This window comes from Stenotrophomonas sp. AR029 (genome assembly GCF_047520695.2).
GTDB classification, from domain to species: Bacteria; Pseudomonadota; Gammaproteobacteria; order Xanthomonadales; family Xanthomonadaceae; genus Stenotrophomonas; species Stenotrophomonas sepilia.
In genome coordinates, this window is record NZ_JAXBQQ020000001.1 from 784,776 (window position 1) to 807,900 (window position 23,125).

General features: G+C 65.2%; 13 protein-coding genes. 7 read left to right on the forward strand and 6 right to left on the reverse strand.

Annotated features, from left to right (window positions below):
- The first annotated feature begins 404 nt into the window (after positions 1 to 404).
- The 3 genes from ACM0PB_RS03735 to ACM0PB_RS03745 all read left to right on the forward strand — a co-directional run bounded on the left by ACM0PB_RS03735 (position 405) and on the right by ACM0PB_RS03745 (position 1,875).
- Positions 405 to 602 (forward strand): DUF4926 domain-containing protein, encoded by a 198-nt coding sequence (locus ACM0PB_RS03735; protein ID WP_081280504.1) that lies wholly within the window; start codon positions 405 to 407, stop codon positions 600 to 602.
- 254 nt (positions 603 to 856) lie between these two features.
- Entirely contained in the window at positions 857 to 1,408 is a 552-nt protein-coding gene (locus ACM0PB_RS03740) for an HdeD family acid-resistance protein (protein ID WP_049431885.1), read from the forward strand.
- The gene (locus ACM0PB_RS03745; RefSeq protein ID WP_065185868.1) at positions 1,405 to 1,875 is read left to right on the forward strand and encodes a SecDF P1 head subdomain-containing protein; all 471 of its coding nucleotides are present in this window, start codon (positions 1,405 to 1,407) and stop codon (positions 1,873 to 1,875) included. The genes ACM0PB_RS03740 and ACM0PB_RS03745 overlap by 4 nt, the downstream gene beginning before the upstream one ends.
- Before the next feature lie 52 nt (positions 1,876 to 1,927).
- Here ACM0PB_RS03745 and ACM0PB_RS03750 read toward each other — a convergent pair whose 3' ends face one another.
- The 6 genes from ACM0PB_RS03750 to ACM0PB_RS03775 form a co-directional block, all read right to left on the reverse strand.
- Complete coding sequence (locus ACM0PB_RS03750) at positions 1,928 to 3,706, reverse strand: MFS transporter (protein WP_164092994.1); 1,779 nt, start codon at positions 3,704 to 3,706, stop codon at positions 1,928 to 1,930.
- Between the two features lie 192 nt (positions 3,707 to 3,898).
- Complete coding sequence (gene nagA / locus ACM0PB_RS03755; protein WP_065185866.1) at positions 3,899 to 5,014, reverse strand: N-acetylglucosamine-6-phosphate deacetylase; 1,116 nt, start codon at positions 5,012 to 5,014, stop codon at positions 3,899 to 3,901.
- The gene (locus ACM0PB_RS03760) at positions 5,011 to 5,787 is read right to left on the reverse strand and encodes a DeoR family transcriptional regulator (RefSeq protein ID WP_414604351.1); all 777 of its coding nucleotides are present in this window, start codon (positions 5,785 to 5,787) and stop codon (positions 5,011 to 5,013) included. The genes nagA and ACM0PB_RS03760 overlap by 4 nt, the downstream gene beginning before the upstream one ends.
- A 33-nt stretch (positions 5,788 to 5,820) precedes the next feature.
- A complete protein-coding gene (locus ACM0PB_RS03765) occupies positions 5,821 to 7,155 on the reverse strand; it encodes a D-tagatose-bisphosphate aldolase, class II, non-catalytic subunit (RefSeq protein WP_111129508.1) in 1,335 nt (444 codons plus the stop codon).
- 16 nt (positions 7,156 to 7,171) lie between these two features.
- On the reverse strand, positions 7,172 to 8,110 hold the full coding sequence (locus tag ACM0PB_RS03770; RefSeq protein WP_005420105.1) for an ROK family protein: 939 nt from the start codon (positions 8,108 to 8,110) through the stop codon (positions 7,172 to 7,174).
- Positions 8,103 to 9,257 (reverse strand): SIS domain-containing protein, encoded by a 1,155-nt coding sequence (locus tag ACM0PB_RS03775; RefSeq protein ID WP_414604352.1) that lies wholly within the window; start codon positions 9,255 to 9,257, stop codon positions 8,103 to 8,105. The genes ACM0PB_RS03770 and ACM0PB_RS03775 overlap by 8 nt, the downstream gene beginning before the upstream one ends.
- A 322-nt stretch (positions 9,258 to 9,579) precedes the next feature.
- On the opposite strand from ACM0PB_RS03775, the gene ACM0PB_RS03780 reads away from it, so the two are divergent.
- The 4 genes from ACM0PB_RS03780 (at position 9,580) to ACM0PB_RS03795 (ending at position 22,450) form a co-directional block, all read left to right on the forward strand.
- Complete coding sequence (locus ACM0PB_RS03780) at positions 9,580 to 12,939, forward strand: TIM-barrel domain-containing protein (protein WP_414604382.1); 3,360 nt, start codon at positions 9,580 to 9,582, stop codon at positions 12,937 to 12,939.
- Positions 12,940 to 13,073: 134 nt separating this feature from the next.
- Positions 13,074 to 16,049, forward strand: coding sequence for a TonB-dependent receptor domain-containing protein (locus ACM0PB_RS03785; protein WP_235646035.1), 2,976 nt, complete (start codon positions 13,074 to 13,076; stop codon positions 16,047 to 16,049).
- A 65-nt stretch (positions 16,050 to 16,114) separates the two neighbouring features.
- Complete coding sequence (locus ACM0PB_RS03790) at positions 16,115 to 17,470, forward strand: Gfo/Idh/MocA family protein (RefSeq protein WP_139727931.1); 1,356 nt, start codon at positions 16,115 to 16,117, stop codon at positions 17,468 to 17,470.
- Between the two features lie 315 nt (positions 17,471 to 17,785).
- A complete protein-coding gene (locus ACM0PB_RS03795; RefSeq protein WP_414604353.1) occupies positions 17,786 to 22,450 on the forward strand; it encodes an RHS repeat-associated core domain-containing protein in 4,665 nt (1,554 codons plus the stop codon).
- Positions 22,451 to 23,125 lie beyond the last annotated feature (675 nt).

A 23,125-nucleotide genomic window follows, 5' to 3' on the forward strand; every position in this document is an offset into this window, starting at 1 on the left:
GACCCGTCGATTTCTGCGTCGGTCATGCGGTTAATGTGGTGGCAAGTGGTTGATATGCATTAGGCGATCACTGGAATGGTTTGTTGAGGGGGGCGCAATCATTTCCTGGTGTGGATCGGAACTGAGTAGCCCCTCCTTGGATGTGTTCTCATCAGTGGATAGCTCTGGTTCGGTATATGCCGCATATAGTGAACGTATCGGCTTTGTTTGTGGTTCGGGATTGAATTGTGAGTATCAGGATGTAAGTCCTTCGGAACTTGAACGTTTTAATAGGCTTGTTCTGGGGGCGGTGTAGATCTACTCATATTCTTGCATTTAGGGCGGGGTCGTTAGAGGTGGGTGGATCTATAAGCTCGGATCAGATGCTCCAGAGCTGACAGCAGTATTTGTGAAGTAATTTATATATGAATTTTAGAATCAATGAAGGTGTACGCTTGTTGGAGGATATTCCTTCAGTGGGAATTTATCGTGGCAGTCTCGGGGTGGTAGTTGCCGTACTCTCCGAGCCAGAGGAAGCCTATGAGGTTGAGTTCTGCGATGGGGGCGGCGCAACAATTGCGCAGATTTCACTAAGGTCAGCGCAGTTTGAGGTCATGAGGTGATGAGCCTTGTTCTGCTGACCGATCCCGCGCCAGGATCAATGGCAGTGGCATCAGCCCCACCCGGCTCACCGTCGCTGGCGAAATGGGGCGCCGGGCGACGCGAAGAAGAACGACAGCTGTTGTCTATTGATGAGATCGGAGCAATTTCGTCCATGGCAGCGCCGGCCCACGACGAACCCGCCAACGATCACCGTCATCTCCCCCTTCATCTCGAACGGCTACGATGAACCCGGTTCCGGATCGAAGGAGTGGTCATGAATTCCCCCTTGTCTCCCCTGTTGTCGGCGGTTGGCCGTAGCTGGTGGATCCTCCTGCTGTATGGCCTGGTCGCTCTCGGCTTCGGCATCGTCGCCATCGGCTGGCCATTGTCGGCGGCCATGGCATTGGCCTGGACGCTGGGCGTGATGGCCATCATCGAGGGCGTCATCAGCCTGTTCGCATTGATCAATGGCGGCAGCGGCGCGTCCCGCGGCTGGCTGGCGCTGTACGCCCTCGCCTCGCTGGGCTTCGGCATCCTGGCGGTGATCAATCCGCTGGCCACCGCCAGCGTGCTGGTGCTGTTCCTGGCGGCGTGGCTGCTGGTGGCCGGCATCTATCGCATCGTGTTCGCGATCCGCGTGCGCAAGCAGATCCAGGGCGAATGGTTGCTGATCCTCAGCGGCGTGCTGGCGGTGGTGCTGGGCCTGCTGTTTGCGGCGAATCCATATGCCGGCGTGGCGGTAACTACGCTGTGGATCGGCATCGGCAGCCTGCTGTACGGCCTGCTGCAGGTGCTGGTGGCATTCAAGCTGCGGAAGCTGAAGTGAGGGCTGCGCTTCCGCTGTTGCTGGGCGTGGCCTTGACCCTGGCCGGCTGCATGCCGGGCGCCACGCCCGGTGGCTTGGCAGGGAAGGATCACGTGCCGCGCCCTGGCGTGGATGTGCGCCTGAGCGCGGTGGACGCCTCCGGCAAAGGCAAGCCGGCGCAATGGCAAGGCGAAACCCTGGCCCTGCGCGAGCCGCCGATTGCCGGCAGCACCGACATTGCCGACGTGCGCTACGTGCTGGATGAAGCCAAGCAACCTGGCCTGCAGATCCGCTATCGACCCGAAGCGCACCAGCGCATCCACGATGGCACGGCAGCACTGGTGGGCCAGCGCGCGGCGCTCAGCGTGGACGGCCGCGTGCTGATGGTGGCGACGGTGAAAGGCCCGTTCGGTGAATCGATGATGCTGAGCGGGCTGCCGAGCATTGCCGAGGCACAGGCGTTGGCGAAGCACATCACCGGTCAGTGACGGGCGCGCCAACACCACCGCGTTACGCGCGGAGGTCGACCAAGGTCGACCGCTACCGGGCGAACCGTGCCTCGATCTCCTCCAGCGACTTGCCCTTGGTCTCCGGCAGCCAGAACGCGGCTACCAGGAAAAATACGAAGGTGCACGCCGCCCAGAACACGAACATGCTGGCGTAGCCGTAGTGGCCCACCGTGGGCAGGAAGATGGCGGCGATGGTGGTCGACACGAACTGGTTGATCAGCAGCGCGATGCTCATGCCATTGGAACGGATGCGGTTCGGCATCAGCTCCGACAGTGCCAGCCACACGCACACGCCGGGGCCGACCGCGAAGAACGCGACGAACACCAGGATGCAGGCGGCCACGGCCCAGCCGTGTGCCGGTGGCGGCACCGGGCCGATGCGGGCCTGTTCGACGCGCAGCGGCGCCTGCGCGGCACTGGCGGGGTCGGCGAACGGGTTCAGATGCAACTTGCGGAAGAATGCGCCGATCACGCTGTCCGGCTGTACGGTGCCGGTGCGGTCGATACGCAGTTCGCGATCAATCAGGTTGTCGCTGCGCACGGCGCGCACATTGGTGAAGTCGCCGTAGGCGTACGACACGGTCAGCTGCAGCGGCCGGCCCTCGCTGTCGATGCCAGCACCGAGGCGCTGCCACTGGGCTTCATCCAGCACCAGCTGCAGGCCATCGCCGTTGACCGCCGCCTGCAACTGCGGCTGCACATCAGCGCGACCGCGCTCGGCCTGGAAGAACAGCGTGGCCGCGGCCAGCAGGGCCACGCAGATACCACCGCTGCCGAGCATCAGCAGGAACTTGCGGCCCTTGCGGTCGACCAGCAGCAACGCGACCACGGTCATCACCGCATTCAGCAGCTTGATCGCCACGTCGGCGCCGTTGGCCACTGAACCGGACAGGCCGGCCTGATTGAGGATGTTCACCGCGTAGGCCAGTACCGAGTTGATGCCGGTGGCCTGGGTGCAGGCCAGCACGACGCAGGCGAGCAGGAACGGCACCACGTAGCGGCGGCTGAGCAGTGGATCGCGCTTGCTGTGGCTGCTGCTCGATTCCGGCGCCTGGATCTGCGCAAGGGTGGGCTCCACATCGGCAGCGGGCAGTACGCGCTGCAGGCTGCGGCGGGCTTCATCAATGCGGCCCCGGCGTACCAGCCAGCGTGGCGATTCGGACAGCCAGAAGATGCCCGCGCAGAACAGCAGGCCCGGCGCCAGGCAGGTCCAGAAGATGGTGCGCCAGGCGTGGTCCTTCACCGTGAACAGCTCCTGCGCCTGCTGTGCCAGCGGCAGCGAGCGCACGGTTTCGGCGGCGGCATCCACGGCGTGGGCGTGGTACAGGCCGATCAGGGCTGCCAGCACCAGGCCAACGGTCAGCAGCAGCTGGAACATCGCGGCGCCGCGCCCGCGTCGCTCGGGGCTGAGCACTTCGGCCAGGTACAGCGGAATCACTACACCGATCAAACCGCCACTGATGCCCTGCAGCAGGCGGCCCAGCAGCAGCGGCGTGTAACCGGAGGCCAGCGCCATGATCGGAATCGAGGCGGTGAACAGCAGGCCGGCCAGCAGCATCGCGCCGCGGCGGCCGATCAGGTCGGCGATCATGCCGGCGAACAGCGAGGACAGCACGCTGCCCAGCAGTACCGCGGCCACCACGAAGCCAAGCTGCTGGCTGCTGAGCTGCCAGGCGTGGCTGGCGGTGGCTTCAAGATAGGGCAGGGCGCCGGCGATGATGCCGATGTCGATGCCGTACAGCAGGCCACCGAGGCCGCCGATGAAGAGCAGGTAACGTACGGGCCAGCGCGGAGCGGTGCTTGCAGTCATCGGCAGTTCCTGTGGTAGCGCCGGGCCAGGCCAGGCGGCGGTTCGTCGCAGAGTGCATTCTGTAGAGCCGAGCCATGCTCGGCTGCTTTCCGTTCCGATATCGAGGTTCCCCATGCCGCGCTTCGTGCGGTGAGCCGAGCATGGCTCGGCTCTACAGGGAGCCCGCGCGGCATCCGGGCCGCATCGCTTGCGTCAGGTCAGATCGATCACGCGCCCACCAATGACCACCTGCTGCAGGCGCAGTTCGGCGTCCAGCACCACCAGGTCGGCACGGGCGTCGGGCGCGATGCGGCCGCGATCGCCCAGGCCCAGATAGTCGGCCGGGAAGGTGGAAACGCGCTGCGAGGCATCGGCCAGCTCCAGGCCCACGCGCACCAGGTTGCGCAGCGCCTGGTCCATGGTCAGCGCGCTGCCGGCCAGTGAACCGGTCGCCAGGCGCACGCAGCCGCCGCACTTGTGCACGCGCTGCTCGCCCAGCGCGTACTCGCCGTCGGGCATGCCGGTGGCGGCCGTCGCGTCGGTCACCGCATACAGGCGCGGGATCGCGCGCGCGGCCAGGCGGATCACGCCGGGATGGATGTGCTGCAGGTCGGGAATGATCTCGGCGTACTGTGCATGCGCCAGCGCCGCCGCGGCGATGCCGGGTCGGTAATGGTCGACACCGGTCATGCCATTGAACAGATGGGTGAAGCCGGAGGCGCCGGCCTGCAGCGCAGCCACGCCCTCTTCATAGGTGCCGGCGCTGTGACCGAGCTGCACGCGGATGCCCATCGCCGAAAGCGCGGGAATCAGTGCGGTGTGCTCGCCGATTTCCGGTGCCAGCGTTATCACTCGGATCGGCGCCAGTGCGTGCAGTTGCTGCACCAGCGCCAGCGTCGCCTCGATCGTGCGGTTGGGCTGTGCACCGAGCCGCTGCGGGCTGATGAACGGTCCTTCCAGATGCACGCCGACGATGCGGGCGGCGTCGGCATCGGGCGCCGCCATCGTCGCAGCCACCCCCTGCAGCGCGTGCTCGATCTCATCCAGGCCGGCGGTCATGGTGGTTGCCAGCAGCGTGGTGGTGCCGAAGCGCAGATGGGTGCGCGCGATGGTGCGCGCCACGTCGCCGCCCTGCATCAGGTCCACGCCGGCCGCACCGTGTACATGCAGGTCGATGAAGCCGGGCAGGATGACCGGCAGCTGCAGGTCGTCAGCACCACTTTGGTCATCCACCTGCAGCTGGCGCACGTGTGAATCGAAGTGGACGTGGCCACGCCGCCAACCCAGCGGGGTGAGGATGCGGCCATGCAGGGAACGGGTGTCGCTCATGCGGGAGGCTCGGCAATGATCACCTCGATGCCCAGCCGCTGCAGTCCCTCGCGGGTTGCGTCGTCGATGCCGGCATCGGTGATGATGGTGTGGATCTGATCCAGCAGGGCGATGCGGTGCAGGCTGACGCGCCCGAACTTGGAGGCGTCGGTCAGCACCACGATACGGCGTGCACGCTCGACCATGCGATGGTTGAGGCGGGCTTCGGCTTCGTCATGGGTGGTCAACCCGAACTGCAGGTCCAGGCCATCCACGCCCAGGAACAGCGTGTCGAAGCTGTAGGAGTTGAGGCTGGCTTCGGCCTGGCTGCCCTGCAGCGACAGCGACTGCTGGCGCAGCAGGCCGCCGGTCAGCAGCACGTTGATGCCGGCCGCGTTGGCCAGTTCCCAGGCGATGTTCAGCCCGTTGGTCATCACCGTCACGTCGCGCTGCGTGCGCAGGTGGCGGGCCAGGGTCATCGTGGTCGAGCCGGAGTCGATGATGATGTTGTCACCAGGCCGTACCAGGCGCGCGGCACACGCGCCGATCGATTCCTTTAGCGGCAGGTTCAGTGCGTCCTTTTCATGGATGTCCTGTTCCTGCGGCGGCGTGCGCACCAGGGTGGCGCCGCCGTGGGTGCGGTTGGCCAGGCCCTGCGACTCGAAGTGGGTCAGGTCGGCACGGATGGTCACCGCCGACACGCCGAAACGCTCGACCAGATCGGCCACCTGCACCGAGCCGCGCTCGATCAGCAGCTGCAGGATCTGTTGCCGGCGGGAGCGGGTGTTGCGCATGGCCATTCTCGGTTTCGCGGGGAAAGGTAGAGATTAGCCGTTCGCAGCAACTGCGGCAGCCGAACGTGCGTTCTGCGTGCGGGTTCCGGCCTGGTTGGCGCTGCAGGCGCGCGCGTACTCGCCCAGGCACAGGCCGATGCGGTGCTGCACCAGCGCGGTGGGGGTGTTGGCCAGCGTGCCCTCACGCACGGCGCGGTACTGCTCCGGCAGGTACTGGCTGAGCAGCACCAGTGGCGGCGCGTGCTGTTCCAGGTTGGCGAACAGGGTCTGCACCGCCTGCACCAGCGCGGGCTCGCCCCAGTAGTAACGGCAGCGGTCACTGAAGGAGTAGCTGCGCAGCAGGCGCAGCGCAGTGTCATCGCCCTGGTAGTAGGACTGCCAGTACTTCGGCTGCGCCACCATCACCTCGTCCAGCACCTGCGGCAGGCGCGAGCACTGTGCCGCCGGCAGCAGTTCGGCCTCGATCGCGGCTAGCGCGAACAGCGCTTCGCGGTAGGCGAAGGTGGCCGCGGGCCCGACCTTGAGGATGGCGAAGTGGTCGCGCACCAGCGCGTGCAGGCCGCTCTCGCGCTGGTAGTCGGTGGAGTGCGCTTCGAACACGATGCGTGGCTGCTGTTCGAGGAAATCGGCCAGCGTGCTGGCAGCGGCGGCGTCGTACTCGTGCACGCTGCTGTGGTCGAAGTCCACGCCCGGCTGCACCACCATCGCGATCACGCGCTGCCACGCATCACGCAGCTGCGGCGTGTCGAACGCCTGCCGGTGGATGGCCAGGGTCTGCGCGGCGGCGGCCGGCGTGGTCACCTGCAGGCCCTCGGCAAGCGAGGCTTCTCCACCGGGAATCGGCACTTCGGTACCGATCACGTAGACCGGCGGCGGCAGGCCATGTTCGGCGGCGGTGCGTTCGGCGATTTCGGCCAGCTCGGCCGAGCGCGCAGCGACGATGGCATCGGGCAGTGGCACCGGATCATCGGCGCAGGACATGCTGCAATCCAGATGGATCTTGTGGAAACCGGCGGCGACGTAGGCTTCGATCAGCACGCGCGCGTGGGTCATGGCTTCGGCCGCCGGGCGCTTCTGCCAGGCATTCGGGCCGAGGTGGTCGCCGCCCAGCATCAGCCGCTCGCGCGGGAAGCCTTCTTCATCGGCCAGCGTGCCCACGTAGTCGCGGTACTGCGGCGGGGTCATGCCGGTGTAGCCGCCGAACTGGTCGACCTGGTTGGAGGTGGCCTCGATCAGCAGCACGGTGCCATGCGCCAGGGCGACGTGCATGGCCGCGCGCAGCACCTGCTCGTTGCTGCAGCAGACGCTGTACAGGCCGACGTTGGCGCCGGCGCGGTGGGAAGCAAGCAGGGTCTGCAACGGGGACATGGTCAGGCTCCGGAGATCAGGAAAACGAGGGTTGGCAGGCGAGCAGGGCGGCACCACGTGCGCCACCGGCATCGCCGAACCGTGGCGGCACGATCGGCGGGACCTGCACGCCATTGAACAGATGGGTGGCGATGGCGGCCGGCAGCTGCCGGTACAGCGGCGCGTACTGCGAGAGTCCACCGCCGAGCACGATCACGTGCGGGTCCAGCGCCAGCACCAGCGCGGCCAGGCTGTGGCCGAGCAGATCACGATGAATGTCCAGCGCCTTGCGCGCGCGGGCATCGCCGGCTTCTGCCAGCGTGATCACCGCACTGGCATCGACGGCGCTGCCTCCGAGGTGGCGCTCGATCATGGCCAATCCGCTGCCGGACACATAGCGCTCCACGCAGCCCTGCAGGCCGCAGCCGCAGTCCAGCAGCGGCAGGCCATGGCGCTGCAGCAGATGGCCGGGCACGCTCCAGTGGCCCCATTCGCCGGCCAGACCGTTGAAGCCGGACAGCAGCCGGCCCTGCAGGCAGAAGCCACCGCCGGCACCGGTGCCGAGGATGGCGCCGAACATGCTGGGGAAGCCGTCGGCGGCGCCGCCGTGCGCTTCCGACAGGGCAAAGCACTGCAGGTCATTGCCGAAATGCAGCGAGCGTTGCAGCCGCGCCTGCAGATCCTGCGCCACGCATTGGCCGGTCAGTGCGGGCACGTTCGCGCTGAGCTGGCGGCCACTGCGGCGGTCACGCACGCCGGGCAGGGCAATGCCGATGGCCGCATCATTCCGGCCCAGCGCGGCGTCGGCCTCGGCCACCAGCGTCACCACGGCCTGCAGGAAACCATCGTAGTCGCCCTGCGGCGTGGCCACGCGGCGGCGCCAGGTGACCTGCATCGCCGCATCGCACGCCACCAGCTCGATCTTGGTGCCGCCGATGTCGATGCCATAGCAGGCGTGGGCGATCAGCTCAGCCATGGTGGATGGTGACGCCCTTGACGACGCGGTTGACGGTGCCGTCCGGGAACGGGTTGTCCGGGGTCAGTCCCAGCGCGGCCGAGCGCTGCAGCGCGAACAGCTGCGCGAAGCCCAGCCACACCGGTGCCAGCCACGGATCGTCCAGCGCCGGTACGGTGAGGGTGTAATCGTCATCGGCGCCGATATCCGAATGCGGACCGATCGCCAGCACCTTCCCGGCCACGCCATCGCGGCGCAGTTCGTCCAGCAGGTCCTGCTCGTAGCGGCGCGCGAGCGGCTGCACGCTGCGCAGCACCACCACCAGGGTGTTGCCATCCAGCGTCGACTTGGGACCGTGACGGAAGCCCAGCGGCGTGTTGGCCAGCGCCAGAACGCGGCCAGCGGTCAGCTCCAGCACCTTCAGTGCACACTCGCGGGCCAGCGCTTCCAGCGGGCCGCTGCCAAGGTAGATCACGCGGTTGAACGGGCGCTGCGCAAGCGTTGCCACTGGTGCGTCCCACTGCGCCTGCCCTTCGCGGGCCAGCGCGGCGATCTGCTTCAGGCGCGCCACGCGCGCATCCCACGGCGAGCGATCAAACACCGTCAGTGCCGCCAGCAGCATGCAGGTCAGGCTGCTGGTCATGGCGAAGGCACGGTCGCAGCTGGCCGACGGCATCAGCAGGGTGCACGTATCGCCACGGCCGGCGCCACGGCGGGCCAGTTCGCCATCGGCGTTGCAGGTGATGTCGAGGAAGCGCGCGTCGTCCACGTCGCTGCGCACGCGATCCACCGCTGCCACGCTTTCCGGGCTGGAGCCACTGCGGCCGAACGACACCAGCAGGGTCGGGCGGTCACGCTGCAGGTACAGCGCCGGGTGGGTCAGCAGGCTGGTGGTGTGCACCACGCGCACCTCGGCCGCCCACTGTGCGTTGATCGCGTCGGCCACCATCTCGGCGATGAAGCCGGAACTGCCGGCGCCGGTGAACAGCACGCGCTGGTTGGGATCGTTGAGGCTGTCGCCGAGGAAGGCCTGCAGGCGGTCGCGGGCACGCGACAGGTCCTGTGCGAGTGCTTCCCACAGCGCAGGCTGCTGGGCGATTTCGGTTGCGGTATCGGCTCCGCCAAGGCGCTGCCAGGCGGACACATCGGAAAGCAGGGTGACGTCCATTCGGAGGTTCCAGTTGGGCCAGCGCACCATCTGTGTTTTCTTTCGAAATGTCAAACATCGAAAGTAAAAAGAAAGAAAATAGCCGAGTCGATTTCCCAGTCGCGGAATGACCAGGAAAACGAAAGGACGGGTGAAATGCCGTATCGCACAATGCTTAACAGGCGACTGCAAGCGCTTACACAAAGTATTGCGACGCAACAACTTTCGTTTCAATGGAATATATCTTCCTTTTTCCTTTCAATTTGTTGACATCTTTCGAATCGCTGCCCTAGAGTCGGCCCAATCGCTTTCGAAACGCCCGGTGAACGGGTTGGGAGTCCGCGTGGAAAACTGCGTACGTCGCTCGCCGCTGATGCTGGCCCTGTTGCCGGCCTTGATGCTGGCGTCCATGACGGCCCGGGCCGAGCCGGTCGGAAACCTGCGATCGGTCAGCGCCAGCGCCAGCCGCGATGGCGTGCAGGGCTGGGACCTGCAGACCGACAAGGGCGCGCGCATCCGCATCGAACTGCCGGCCACCGACATCATCCGCGTGCAGGCCGGCCGCAACGGCACGCTGACCGGCGCCGGCGACAAGGCTGCACCGATCGTGCTGCCGCAGCCCAAGACGAACGTGCAGGCGCAGCTGGAAGAAGACGCGCAGGAAATCCGCGTGCGTACCGACGCACTGGTCCTGCATGTGCAGCGGCAACCGCTGCGCCTGCGCCTGGAACGCCTGGACAACGGCCAGCCCACCGCGCTGTGGCAGGAACTGCAGCCGCTGGACCTGGAGGCCACGCAGAGCGTGCAGGTGCTGTCGTCGCAGGCCGATGAGGGCTACTTCGGTGGCGGCCAGCAGAACGGCCGCTATCAGTTCAAGGGCCGCGAGCTGGAGGTGTCCTATTCCGGCGGCTGGGAAGAGGGCGACCGCCCCAGCCCGGCACCCATGCTGCTGAGCAGCCGTGGCTGGGGCATGCTGCGCAATACCTGGAGCGATGGCAGCTACGACCTGCGCCAGCCCGACCAGGCCACGCTGCTGCATCGCGAAGACCGTTTCGATGCCTACTACTTCGTCGGCGCGGACCTGCCCAAGCTGATCGAGCGTTACACCCAGCTGACCGGCCGCCCGAACATGGTGGCGCGCTGGGCGCTGTCCTATGGCGATGCCGACTGCTACAACGACGGCGACAACAGCAAGAAGCCCGGCACCGTGCCCGAAGGCTGGAGCGACGGCCCGACCGGCACCACGCCGGATGTGATCGACAGCGTGGCCAAGCAGTACCGCGCCCACGACATGCCCGGTGGCTGGATCCTGCCCAATGATGGCTACGGCTGCGGCTACAAGCAGTTGCCGGAAACGGTGAAGGGGCTCGCCGGCTACGGCTTCCGCACCGGCCTGTGGACCGAGAACGGCGTCGACAAGATCGCCTGGGAAGTCGGCAAGGCCGGCAGCCGCGTGCAGAAGCTGGACGTGGCCTGGACCGGCAAGGGCTACCAGTTCGCGATGGATGCCAACCGCCAGGCGTTCAACGGCATCCTCGACAACTCCGATTCGCGCCCGTTCCTGTGGACGGTGATGGGCTGGGCCGGTATCCAGCGCTACGCCGTAGCGTGGACCGGCGACCAGAGCAGCAGCTGGGATTACATCCGCTGGCACGTGCCGACCCTGGTCGGTTCGGGCCTGTCCGGCATGGCCTACGCCAGTGGCGACGTCGATGCAATCTTCGGCGGCAGCGCCGAGACCTTCACCCGCGACCTGCAGTGGAAGGCGTTCACGCCGGTGCTGATGGGCATGAGCGGCTGGTCGTCGAACGCGCGCAAGCACCCGTGGTGGTACGACGAGCCGTACCGCAGCATCAACCGCGACTACCTGAAGTTGAAGATGCGCCTGACCCCGTACATGTACGGGCTGGTGCACGAGGCCGCGCAGACCGGCGCACCGCCGGTGCGGGGGCTGATGTGGGACTACCCGCGCGACCCGCATGCACAGGATGAGACCTACAAGTACCAGTTCCTGCTCGGCCGCGACCTGCTGGTGGCGCCGGTGTACCGCAGCCAGGCCGCCAGCCGTGGCTGGCGCCGCGACATCCACCTGCCGGCCGGCGGCTGGATCGACTACTGGGACGGCCGCCGCGTGCAGGCCGGTGCCGACGGCCGCCAGCTGGACCGCCAGGTGGACCTGGCCACGCTGCCGGTGTTCGTGCGCGCCGGTGCGATCCTGCCGATGTACCCGTCGATGCTGTTCGACGGCGAAAAGCCGCTCGATGAAGTGACCTTCGACCTGTACCCGCAGGGCGACTCGCAGTACACGTTGTACGAAGACGATGGCAACACGCGCCGCTACCAGCAGGGCGAGTCGAGCACGCAGGTAATCCGCGTGCAGGCGCCTGCACTGGGCAGTGGCCCGGTGCAGGTGCAGATCGATGCGGTGCAGGGCCAGTACAACGGCCAGCTGGCGCAGCGTCGTTATGGCCTGCGCGTGCTCAGCCGGCAGGCGCCACGTGCAGTGCAGGCCGGTGGCCGCGCGTTGCCAGCGCTGGCCGATGCGGCGGCGTTCAACGGTGCGGCTGAAGGCTGGTACTTCGATGCCAAGGAGCGCCGTGGCACGCTGCACGTGCGTACCGCTGTCCAGGACATCCGCCAGCCGCTGCAGCTGCAGCTGGACTTCGCGGCGGCCGCTGCGGCCGCCGACGATGCCTATCCGGCCGCGCCGGTACTCGGCCGCGAACTGCCCGCAGACAGCCTGCTGGTGGTCAACCGCCCGGCCGAGGAGCCCGGCCATGCGCTGGAGAACGCCTTCGATGACGATCCCAACACCTGGTTCCGCAGCGTGCGCAACCAGGCCGTGCGCACTGGCGCGCACGAGTGGGTGATCGGCTTCGGCGAGCGCAGGATGATCGATGGCATCGACATCGCGCCGCGCAACGACAAGAACTGGAAGCACGGCCAGGTGCGCGATTACGAGGTGTACCTGGGCGACAGCAATGGCGAGTGGGGCGAGCCGATCGCCCGTGGCCGCCTGCAGCTGAAGGAAGGCGTGCAACGCATCGACTTCCCGGCCCATGCCGGCCGCCTGCTGCGCTTCCGCGTACTGAGCGTGCAGAACCCCGAAGGCGACGGCGCCAGCAGCACCGACCCGATGGTGACCGCCGCCCAGGGCAGCGCCCGCGCGTTCGACGCACTGCAGCCGCGCGACGTCGGCCCGATCGCACTGTCCACCTTCCACATCCTCGAACACCAGGAACCGGAGCGACCGGCCCGGCAGCGCTATCTCTCCGAGCTGCCGGTGCCGGCCGCGCTGGCCAACCAGCTGCGTACCGACCAGTCCTTCCGTGGCGACGCCGGCATGCGCATGAACGGCCTGCAGTTCCGCCGTGGCCTGGGGGTCGGCGCCAACAGCCGCATCGACCTGCGCCTGCAGGGCGGCTGGCACCTGCTGCGTGCCGACCTCGGCATCGACGACGCCTGCCGCAACGCCGGCGGCCTGCAGTTCCAGGTATGGGGCGACAACCGCCTGCTGTACGACAGCGGCCTGGTGAAGGCGCCCGGCGTGGTCAAGCCGGAGCTGGACATCCGTGGCCTTTCCACCCTGAGCCTGCGCACGCTGGGTGCGCAGGGCAGCCAACCCGCCCAGGTCTGTGCCAACTGGGCCAACGCCGTACTGATCGGCCAGGAGGGCGACTCCGCCAGCATCGTCGCCCCATGACCCCCACGTAACACCGCTCCTCCCCCGCTCCATCCCGACTACGGCCCTCATGGCCGTGGCCCGGGAGCGTTTTGCCCGCCGAACGCCCACGCGCTCACTCAGTTGCGCCGCACCCCTGCCAGGAGAGAACCCCGATGTTGCCCGCCCGCCACCACCGCCCCCCCTGCCGCCCGATCGCTCCGCTGACGCTGGCCATTGCCGGCGCGCTGTTCTCGCTTGCTGCTCCTGCCTTCGCCCAGGAAAGCAAGGACAACGCCACCGACCTCGCCCGCATCGAGGTCACCGGCTCCAATATCCGCCGCACCGACGTTGAAACCGCCTCGCCGGTGCAGGTGATCAGCAAGCAGGACATCCAGAACATGGGTGCGCGCACGCTGCTGCAGGTGCTCGACAACCTGCCGGCCGCTCGCCCCGCGCAGCAGGATGCGCGCTCGCTGTTCACCGGTTCCGATGGTGCCTCGCAGGCCAACCTGCGCGGGTTGGGCGCACAGGGCACACTGGTGCTGCTGAACGGTCGCCGCCTGTCGTACTACGGCGCACCGGCCGGGTTCCAGACCCAGTTCGTCAACATCGATGCGATCCCGGCGGCGGCCATCGAGCGCATGGAAGTACTGACCGACGGCGCGTCGGCCGTGTACGGTACCGACGCGGTGGCCGGCGTGATCAACGTGATCACCAAGCGCAACTTCCAGGGTGCCGAGATCAGCTTCACCAACGACACCTCCTCGCGCATCGATTCCTACGGTGAGCGCCAGGCCAGCATCACCGCCGGCTTCGGTGACCTGGCCGAGAACCGCTTCAACATCTATGGCGCGGTCAACATGTACCGTCGCGACGCGATTCCGCTGAGCGATTTCTACGACAAGCGTCCGGACCAGTACTACGTCAACAACCCGAACTACCTCAACAACCTGCGCCTGGGCGTGGGCAGCAGGCCGGGCGAGTTCAACCCGGGCACCTACTTCGCCTTCGATCCGGTCACTGGCCGCCGCGTGCAGGAAGCTGCGCCGGGCTGCAAGAACGTGCTGACCAGTGAAGCGGCCGGCCCGCGTTGCGTCTGGGAAACCTGGATGAACAACGAGATCGATGCCGGCGCCAAGTCCGAGCGCAACACCGCCTACCTCAACGGCACCTTCCTGGTCGGTGACAACACCGAGATCTTCGCCGAGGCGACCTACACCGACATCGACCTGCGCGCCAACGGCGGCACGCCGCGCACCTACGGCACCACCACCGGCAACCCGACCAGCTGGTTCTCGCGCAACACCGGCAACACCGTCAACCAGTTCCTGTACCCGTTCCTGGGCCCGAACAACGAGTACAACCACGCCAGCCCGCAGTTGAAGGCCATGATGGGCGGCGTGGTCGGCCTGAACTACCTGCTGCAGGATGCCGGCCCGAACTACTTCGGCCAGCGCAATACCGACAAGAGCTATCGTGTGCTGGCGGGCGCACGTGGCAACGCGGGTGACTGGAACTGGGAAACCGCATTCGCCAGCGCTGGTACCCACTCCACCACCTACCAGACGATCAACGTCAACACCAAGGGTTTCGAGAAGGCGTTCGGGCCGTACACGATCGATCCGGGCACCGGTCGGGTGATCATCTCCGACCACCCGGCGTACAAGTTCGGCGAGATCAGCGAAGCCAACGCCGCGTTGATACGTGAAGCGTTCCCGACCTTCGACATCCAGTCGTGGACCCGCCTGCATACCCTGGACGGCAAGATCGAAGGACCGCTGTTCCAGCTGCCGGCGGGCGAGATGCGCGCCGCGTTCGGCTTCAACGCCAGCCGTGAGACCTTCTACACCCCGGGCAATGCCGATGCAGCCAATGGCCTGATCACCCAGCAGGGCGGCTCGTGGTTCGACGGCAAGCGCAACACCTACGCGCTGTTCGCCGAGACCGTGGCGCCGATCACCGACAAGCTGGAACTGGATGCGGCGGTGCGCGTGGACAAGTACCCGAACTTCAGCGCCAACATCGCGCCGAAGATCGGCTTCAAGTACCAGGCGTTCGATCAGCTGATGTTGCGCGGCACCTATTCCACCGGCTTCCGCGCACCGAGCCTGGCCGAGTCCGGCAACGGCGGCGTATTCGCACAGCTCGGTGGCTTCCGTGACGAACTGCGCTGCGGCGAGACCAACGCCATCGCCAACCTGCTGCTGAAGTCGCAGCGGCCGGGTGACGTCGATCTGGGCAAGACCCTGCTGAACGTCGATTGCAGCCGTACCGTCGCGCGCATGACCCAGCCGAACAAGGATCTGAAGCCGGAGAAGGCGAAGATCGCCACCCTCGGCTTCGTCTACGAGCCGGCGAGCTGGCTGTCGGTGTCGGCCGACTACTGGTTCATCTACCGCAACAATGAAATCGTCGCGCCGGACTATCGCCGCATGGAAGACATCATCTCGATGTCGCGCTCGCCGATCACCGACAGTGACCGCGCCAACCTGGCGCAGTTGGCGGCAATGTGCGCCGATCCGGCCAGCGGCGTGAGCTGCCCGGCCACCCTGCCGGGCTACTCCGCCGGTAACGTGGCCAGCGTGGTCGGCCAGTACAAGAACCGCGGCAAGACGCTGATCGACGGCTTCGACATCGACGCGCGCAGCCGCTTCTCGCTGGGCGACTGGGGCAACCTGAACATCGGCCTGGCCGCCACCATCGCCAACCGCAACCGCTTCTACATGGACGCCGAGAACGGCTGGTACTACGGCGACGTGGTGGGCTACTACAACAATCCGCGCCTGCGTGCCACGCTCAATGCAGACTGGACCTACAAGCAGGTGACCACCAGCATGTTCGTCAACTACGTGGGTGGCACCAAGTGGGCTACCGACCAGATCGACGAAGAGAGCAACAACAAGGAAACCTGCACCGGCGGCTACCTGGCCCTGCAGAAGAGCAAGTGCGATGGTGCACCGTCGTGGTGGACCGCCAACATGAGCGTCACCTGGCGCCCGGATGATGCGTGGAACCTGAGCTTCACCGTCAAGAACCTGTTCAACCGCCTGCCGTTCTACGATCCGAACAGCTTCCTGGGTGACTCCAGTGACTACGCCACCATCTTCGGCCGTGGTTACAGTGTGACCATCGGCTACCGGTTCAAGTAATTCCGTTTGCGTGACCTGGCGTGCCGGCTGCGGCCGGCACGCTGCCAAGAGGAGAGATGTTTGCCATGAAGCGTAGGGAATTCATCGCGGCCAGTGCCGCTGTCGCCGCCAGCAGCCTGCTGCCGCAGACCCCGGCATGGGCACGCGGGCGCAAAGTGCGCCTGGCCATGATCGGTACCGGCATGCGTGGCCTTGTGCTGCTGAAGGAGCTGGTGCGCCGCGACGATGTCGAGGTGGTCGCGCTGTGCGACATCGAACCGATCATGCTCGGCCGTGCCATGGACATGGTGGCCAAGGCCGGCAAGCCGGCCCCGAAGACCTACGGCCAGGACCGCGATACCAACGCCTGGAAGCGCCTGCTGGAACAGAAGGGCATCGATGGCGTGATCATCGCCACGCCGTGGGAGTACCACGCACCGATGGCGATTGCCGCGATGCAGGCCGGCGTGGCCGTGGGCTGTGAAGTGGTGGCCGGCATCACGCTGCAGGACCACTGGGACGTGCTGAAGACCCAGCTGAGCACCGGCACCCCGTACATGCTGCTGGAGAACGTCTGCTACCGCCGCGACGTGATGGCGGCGTTGCAGATGGTGCGCCAGGGCCTGTTCGGCGAACTGGTGCATCTGCAGGCCGGCTACCAGCACGACCTGCGCGGCGTGAAGTTCAATTCCGGCGACCCCAACCAGCCCTACGACAGCGGCGTGGAGTTCGGTCCGAAGGGCTGGAGCGAAGCCCGCTGGCGCACCGAGCATTCGGTGGAACGCAATGGTGAGCTGTACCCCAGCCACGGCATCGGCCCCTGTGCGATGTACACCGGCATCAACCGTGGCAACCGCTTCACCCACATCAACGCCTTCGCGACCAAGGCACGCGGCCTGCACGAATACACCGTGGCCAAGAGTGGTGGCACCACCCACCCCAGCACCCAGGTGAAGTTCAAGCTCGGCGATATCGTCACCACCACGCTGGCCTGCGAGAACGGCGAGACCATCCTGCTGCAGCACGACACCTCGCTGCCGCGCCCGTATTCAATGGGCTTCCGTGTGCAGGGCACCAAGGGCCTGTGGATGGACGTGAACCATTCGATCCACATCGAAGGCCGCAGCCCGCCGCACCAGTGGGAAGAGTTCAAGAAGTACCAGGACGCGTACGAGCACCCGCTGTGGAAACAGAATGCCGACACCGCCGCCGGCGCCGGCCACGGCGGCATGGACTGGTTCGTCATCCATGCATTTGTTGAAGCGCTCAAAGCCAAGGCACCGATGCCGATCGACATCTACGACGCGGTGACCTGGAGTGCGATCACCCCGTTGAGCGAGCAGTCGATCGCCAACGGTTTCCAGACGCTGGAGTTCCCGGACTTTACTGCTGGTGCGTGGAAGACGCGCAAGCCGATCTTCGCGTTCGACGGTAAATACTGAGATTCATCCCTTCCATGCTGTGACGGAAATGCCGGGCGATGCCCGGCGTTTCTGTTTCTGGAGGCATTCGCCTTGTAGAGCCGAGCCCACGCTCGGCTGCTTGTTCGGTCGGCCGCTCGCTTTATCAGAAAACTCTGAAATCCGACCCACTCCACACTTTATGACTTGAATGTGTAAACGACATCGGAGATAACGTCCCCCATGCGGTCAGACCGCATTCCGGACCAGGGACGATCCGAAGCATGACGTGGTGAGGCAACCGCCCCACGTTCTCGTTCCCGCCGGTGCTGTGTTTGTCCAGGAAGGAGAACAGGGATGTTGAAACGACTGAAGACCATTTCGTGTGCCGCACTGGCGATGATCGCGCTGGGGAGCTTGGCTCCTTGGGCTGCGCAGGCGCAGGAGGTGCAGAAGAAGTGGGAGAGCTACCTGTCGATGGGCCAGCCGCGAGCCACCGAAGCGGCGGTGCAGAAGGACATTAAGTCGCTCTTTTCCCAGTACGAAAAGGACAAACCCTTCGATTGGCATGTCAAACGCCAACGCGTCCTTGGAAAGAAGGTCATCTACGATTACCGGGTGAGACCCGAGAAGATCGTTACTACCGACTGGGTCTACATCCACTCAGGGCAGGAGTACTCATCCGAAGATCAGATTCGTAGCGCGATCCTCGCTACCCGCGTCAGCGACCCGCAGTGCCCGGCGACTTCACTCACGGAGGATCCTTGGGTGGAGCTCCTTGGACTTGGCAGGGGCGACGACGGTAGCGTCACCAACGAGGAGAAGGATTTCCATTACACCTTGAACTTCTATCATCAGAGCACTCAAGAATGCTCGTCGATAGTGGGGTGGGAGCGTGTGCGCCGGGCCAGAACGGCGCTTTGTCCGAATCGACCGTCCCTGACGTGGAATGAGGCCCTGCAGATGTGCTCCCTGGTCCAGCAGGACGAGCCGCACATGTCGCCCATGCTCTCCTACACAAGCGGGCCGCTGCCGCCGCAGCAGTGTCCTGTTGGTAACCCGTGTGATCCGACCACTGGCGATAAATCCCAGCCTGAGCCGGATTTCAACCTTGGATGGGTGAGCTTCCAACGCCACTATCACTCCCTGACAAGCACGGCGGGCGGCGCGTTGGGTACGGGCTGGACCCATTCCCACAATCTGCGGCTTACCGCAGGCGTAGACGATTCCACCTTCCCTCCCAGCCCCGAACTGAAAGTTGGGCTGATCGGCGCCGATGGCGGGCAGACCGCATTCCAGAAAGTGGGGGCAAGCTACGAAGCCATGGACGGAAGCGGTGATCGTGCGGTCCAGCAGGGCACCAACTGGCAACTTTCACGTGCCGGAGAGCGCATTTATTTTGATGCTGATGGCTTGATGCAGCGCCGTGATCTCGAAGACGGTACTTCGCTGACCTATGCACACGACAGCCGCGGCCGCCTGCTCAGCATCACCCATTCAACCGGTCGGCGCGTGGACGTCCAGTACCTCGCGCCGGGCGACGATTCACTGATCTCGGCCCTGGTGATCGCCGGCCAGCCTGTGGTGAGCTACGCCTATTCTCCGGCCGGGGAACTGATCACCGCGACCTATGCCGACGGTGCCAGCCGTACCTATCACTATGAGGACGCCCGCTTCCCGGGCTACCTGACCGGCGTGACCGCCGAAGACAACCAGCGCTACAGCTGGTACGGCTATGACACGCAAGGGCGAGTCACCTGCAGCCGCCATTCCGGCGATTGCAGCCAAGCCGACGTGGGCATTGATGGCGTGCGCCTGGAGTACACGCCGGCAGGCACCACCATCGTCACCGACGCACTGGGCAAGCAGAGCACCTACGCCTTGACCGCCAGCGGCACCAGTGGCCTTCCGCGCAAGGTCAATAGCATCACCGAAAGCAACGGCAGCATCACTCGCGCCTATCTGCCCGAGGGCACCGATTTCCGGCGTCGGCTGCAGTCGGTGACCGATCGCCGTGGTGTCGTCACCAGCTACGCCTATGCCGAGGCCAGTGATGCTGCCGCAGGCGCCGTCAGCGTGACCACCACCACCGAAGCGGCCGGTACTCCGGACCAGCGCGTCAGCGAAATGCGCGTGGCCATGGACAGCAATCGGCTGGTGCAGCAGACCATCGGTAACCGTGAGATCCGCATCGCACGCAATGCGCGCCTCCAGCCAACCACCATCACCGTGCGCGACAGGGTGACCGGTGATACCCGCATCACCACGCAGACCTACTGTGAGGCCGAAGGGCCGGAGTGCCCGCTGGTGGGACTGCTGCGTAGCGTGGATGGCCCACGCAGTGATGTGGCGGATGTCTCCACCTATGCCTACTACACCGCGGACGACGCGGGATGCGCGACCAGTGGTGCCTGCAGTTATCGCAAGGGCGACCTGCGCAGCGTGACCAATGCGCTGGGCCAGACGGTCGAGACCTTGGCCTACGACGCGTTCGGGCGGCCGTTGTCGGTCAAGGATGCCAACGGCGTGGTCACCGATTACACCTACCATGCGCGCGGCTGGCCGACCTCGGTCACCGTGCGCGGTGCCACCACAGCCGAGGACCGGGTGACCCAGATCAGCTACTGGCCGACCGGCCAGGTGCAGCAGGTCACCGAGCCGGACGGCAGCAGTGTCACCTATGTCTATGACGCCGCCCAGCGCTTGACCGATATTGCGGACAACAGCGGCAACACGATCCACTACGTATTGGACAACGCCGGCAACCGCCTCAAGGAAGACACGCTGGATGCAGGCGGCACCCTGCGCCGTACCCTGGCGCGGACGTTCAACACGCTTGGCCAGCTGACCGCGCTGAAGGATGCGGGCAACCACGCCACCGGCTTTGCCTACGATGCCAACGGCAACCCACAGACGGTGACCGATGCCCTGCAGCGCGTGACCAGCCAGCAGTACGATCCGTTGAACCGCTTGGCGCAGACCCTGCAGGACGTCGGCGGCGTCGCGGCGGAGATCCGCAGCCAGTACAACGCGCTGGACCAGGTCACCCAGGTCACCGACCCGAAGGGCCTGCATACCACCTACGCCTACAACGGTTTCGGTGATATGACCGGGCAAGTCAGCCCGGACAGTGGCGCCAGCAGCTTCACCGTGGACGCCGCCGGCAATCGCAAGACGGCTACCGATGCGCGTGGCGTCACCGCCACCTATCATTACGATGCACTCAACCGCCTGATCGGTATCGCCTACCCGGATCCCAATCTGGATATCGGCTATAGCTATGACGTGGCGCCGGCCGCCTGTGCCGCCGACGAACGCTTTGCCAAGGGACGTCTGGGGCAGGTGCTGCACGCCAATGGCAGCACCCAGTACTGCCATGACCGCTTCGGCCAGGTCACCCGCAAGGTGCAGACCGTCAATGGTGTGGCCACCACCCTGCGCTATGCCTACAGCAAGTCGGGGCGCCTGACTGCGTTGACCTACCCCGACGGCAGCGTGGCCGACTACGTGCGCGATACCCAGGGCCGCATCAGCCAGATCGGCCTGACCCGGCCCGGCCAGGCACGCCAGATCGTGGTGAACAACGTGACCTATGCGGCCTTCGGCCCGGCGACCGGCTGGACCTACGGCAACGGCCGCCAGCTGCAGCGTCCGTTGGATCTGGATTACCGCCCGCAGGCGGTACACGACCCGGCCGCAGGTGGCCTGTCACTGGGCTACGGCTATGACCCGGTCGGTTCGATCACCGAGCTGAAGAACGGCACAGGCTCGACGGTGCTGGCCAAGTACGCCTACGACGCGCTGGGTCGCCTGACCCAGACCCAGGACGGGACGACAGGCACGCCGATTGAAACCTATGCCTACGACGCCACCGGCAATCGCACCGCGCTGACCACCTCGGCAGGCGCCGCCAGCTACACCTATCCCGCAACCAGCCACCGGCTGACCGCCGTGGACGGCGAAGCGCGCAACCATGACGCAGCGGGGAATACCACCAGCATCGGCAGCAAGACGTTCACCTACAGCGATGCCAACCGCATGAACGCGGTGAAGCAGGGCAATGCCACACTGGAAAGCTACGGTTACAACCATCGCGGTGAACGCGTACTGCGTACCCCGGGTAGTGGCGCAGCGCAGATCACCCTGTACGACGAAGCAGGGCAGTGGCTGGGCAACTACTCGGCTACGGGCCAGGCGCAGCAGCAGGCCATCTGGCTGGACAACTATCCGGTAGCGCTGATCAACGTGCCGAGCGCCGGCGTGCCGGAACTGACCTACGTGCAGCCGGATCATCTGGGTACGCCGCGCGTGGTGATCGATCCGGTGCGTGATGTGGCGATCTGGGAGTGGAGCAACAAGAGCGAAGTGTTCGGCAACCAGATCCCAAGTGCCGATCCAGATGGCGATGGTGTGGCGTTTGAACTGGCGCTGCGCTTCCCGGGCCAGCAGGCCACGGATGCGAGTGGGTTGTTCTACAACTATCAGCGCGAGTACGAACCGGCGGCGGGGCGGTATTCGCAGAGTGATCCGATTGGGTTGATGGGAGGGATTGGTACGTACCTGTATGCCTCCGGCAAGCCTATTTCGAAGATCGATGAAAAGGGGCTGGTCGACGTCTGGGTATGGATGCCGCTCCCCTATGAGGGAGGGCTGCCGAGCTATGGAAAGCTGCATTCCTCTTTCGGGCACATATCGACAACTTCAAATGGTGTCGATTACTCATTTGGCCCTGCGGGCAACTCGATAAGTACAAACTACGTTTCATCTCAGCTTAATTTACGCACTGGCATTAAGCACACAATAGAACTTACACCGCAGCAGGAGTCAAAACTATCGGCATGTCTCGCGAGGCCGCAGGGGGAGTACAGTGCAATAAATAATAACTGCGGGACGCCGTTGCAGAATTGCATGCGGGAGATTGGCAAGGAGCTTCAGCCTGTGAACATGATTCTTCCGGAATCGATAAACCACCTGCTTTGGTGGATGTCTGATGACTCAACCATTCAGCGCGGGAAAAGGTGATGAAATTTATTCCTGGAATTTTTCTTATCTGCTCAGTCTTAACTATCACCTCTTGCGAACACAAGGGTAAAGAAGTTGTGCCGGAGGGCGTGATCGAAGTTTATGATTCGGCAGAGGGCGGGGGTGTAATTGGTACGAGTACTACTCCGATTCCGGTTGTTGGATATGTTTATCCGGATAAGACTCGTTACGTGCTGAAGGTCTGCTATCTGGGTCACATAGGATATGTGCGGGATGGAATACGAGAGCTAAGACCAACAGTGGGCCGGAGCTCATCCTGCCCGGAAACCGCGAGAAGCGCGGACTAGAGTTAACTAAGCGAGGCGAAACTGAGATCACCAAGCTGGAGACTGTGGCGAAACAGGACCTGCCACTGCGTGAATTACCTAGTTGGATATGGGCCAGAGCGTACCCAGCGAGGTTGGGAAGACACAGTGATGGCAGGGCACCTTGGTGCGGTGACGTCTGCTGAGGGATGCACGGGGGCTCGGCGCCCCCGCTACACCCTATCCCGCAACCAGCCATCAGCTGACTGCGGTGGATGTCGAGGCGCGCAGCCATGACGCAGCGGGCAACACCACCAGCATCGGCAGCAAGACGTTCACCTACGACGATGCCAACCGCATCTCGGTTGCCAATGGTCGACTTAATCGAGCTGCAGCGCATCCGGGGAAC

Bases quoted from the DNA above. Each gene is read 5' to 3' on its own strand.
- ACM0PB_RS03770 (WP_005420105.1), bottom strand. From the start codon at position 8,110: ATGGCTGAGCTGATCGCCCACGCCTGCTATGGCATCGACATCGGCGGC.
- ACM0PB_RS03785 (WP_235646035.1), top strand. From the start codon at position 13,074: ATGTTGCCCGCCCGCCACCACCGCCCCCCCTGCCGCCCGATCGCTCCG.
- nagA (WP_065185866.1), bottom strand. From the start codon at position 5,014: ATGAGCGACACCCGTTCCCTGCATGGCCGCATCCTCACCCCGCTGGGT.
- ACM0PB_RS03750 (WP_164092994.1), bottom strand. From the start codon at position 3,706: ATGACTGCAAGCACCGCTCCGCGCTGGCCCGTACGTTACCTGCTCTTC.
- ACM0PB_RS03740 (WP_049431885.1), top strand. From the start codon at position 857: ATGAATTCCCCCTTGTCTCCCCTGTTGTCGGCGGTTGGCCGTAGCTGG.
- ACM0PB_RS03790 (WP_139727931.1), top strand. From the start codon at position 16,115: ATGAAGCGTAGGGAATTCATCGCGGCCAGTGCCGCTGTCGCCGCCAGC.
- ACM0PB_RS03760 (WP_414604351.1), bottom strand. From the start codon at position 5,787: ATGCGCAACACCCGCTCCCGCCGGCAACAGATCCTGCAGCTGCTGATC.
- ACM0PB_RS03795 (WP_414604353.1), top strand. From the start codon at position 17,786: ATGTTGAAACGACTGAAGACCATTTCGTGTGCCGCACTGGCGATGATC.
- ACM0PB_RS03735 (WP_081280504.1), top strand. From the start codon at position 405: ATGAATTTTAGAATCAATGAAGGTGTACGCTTGTTGGAGGATATTCCT.
- ACM0PB_RS03775 (WP_414604352.1), bottom strand. From the start codon at position 9,257: ATGGACGTCACCCTGCTTTCCGATGTGTCCGCCTGGCAGCGCCTTGGC.
- ACM0PB_RS03765 (WP_111129508.1), bottom strand. From the start codon at position 7,155: ATGTCCCCGTTGCAGACCCTGCTTGCTTCCCACCGCGCCGGCGCCAAC.